The sequence below is a fragment of the Oleiphilus sp. HI0080 genome (genome assembly GCF_001635135.1).
In genome coordinates, this window is sequence record NZ_LWFU01001176.1 from 1 (window position 1) to 381 (window position 381).

Below are 381 nucleotides of genomic sequence, written 5' to 3' on the forward strand. Positions count from 1 at the left end.
ATATTTATTATCGGTAAATTCATTGATTTCTTCGCAGCGACGTATGGCGTCGATGAGCAAGAACACAACGGTATTATTTTAGCGGCTTACACGGCAACGCCTTTATTCCTAATGGGGATAATTGCTGTTTATCCCGTTCTTTGGGTCAACATGTTAGCTGGAGTAGTTGCCGTAGGATGGTCGGTCTACTTGCTGTATGAGGGCCTACCAATCTTAATGAAGATTCCCGAAGACCGAGGTTTTATGTTTGCAACGTCTATTTTGACGGTAGGCCTATGCATGCTCGTGGGCTTGTTTGCCATCAGCGTCATCGTGTGGAGCATTGGCATCGGACCAGAATTCGTTAGTTAGGCTTGCCGTTTCGAACAAGTTGAAAATCCA

The 381-nt window shown here is 45.1% G+C and carries 1 protein-coding gene; it reads left to right on the forward strand.

What is annotated here, in order from left to right:
- A partial coding sequence (locus tag A3751_RS20915) for a Yip1 family protein (protein ID WP_156492702.1) occupies window positions 1-351 on the forward strand: 351 nt, incomplete at its 5' end.
- Window positions 352-381 lie beyond the last annotated feature (30 nt).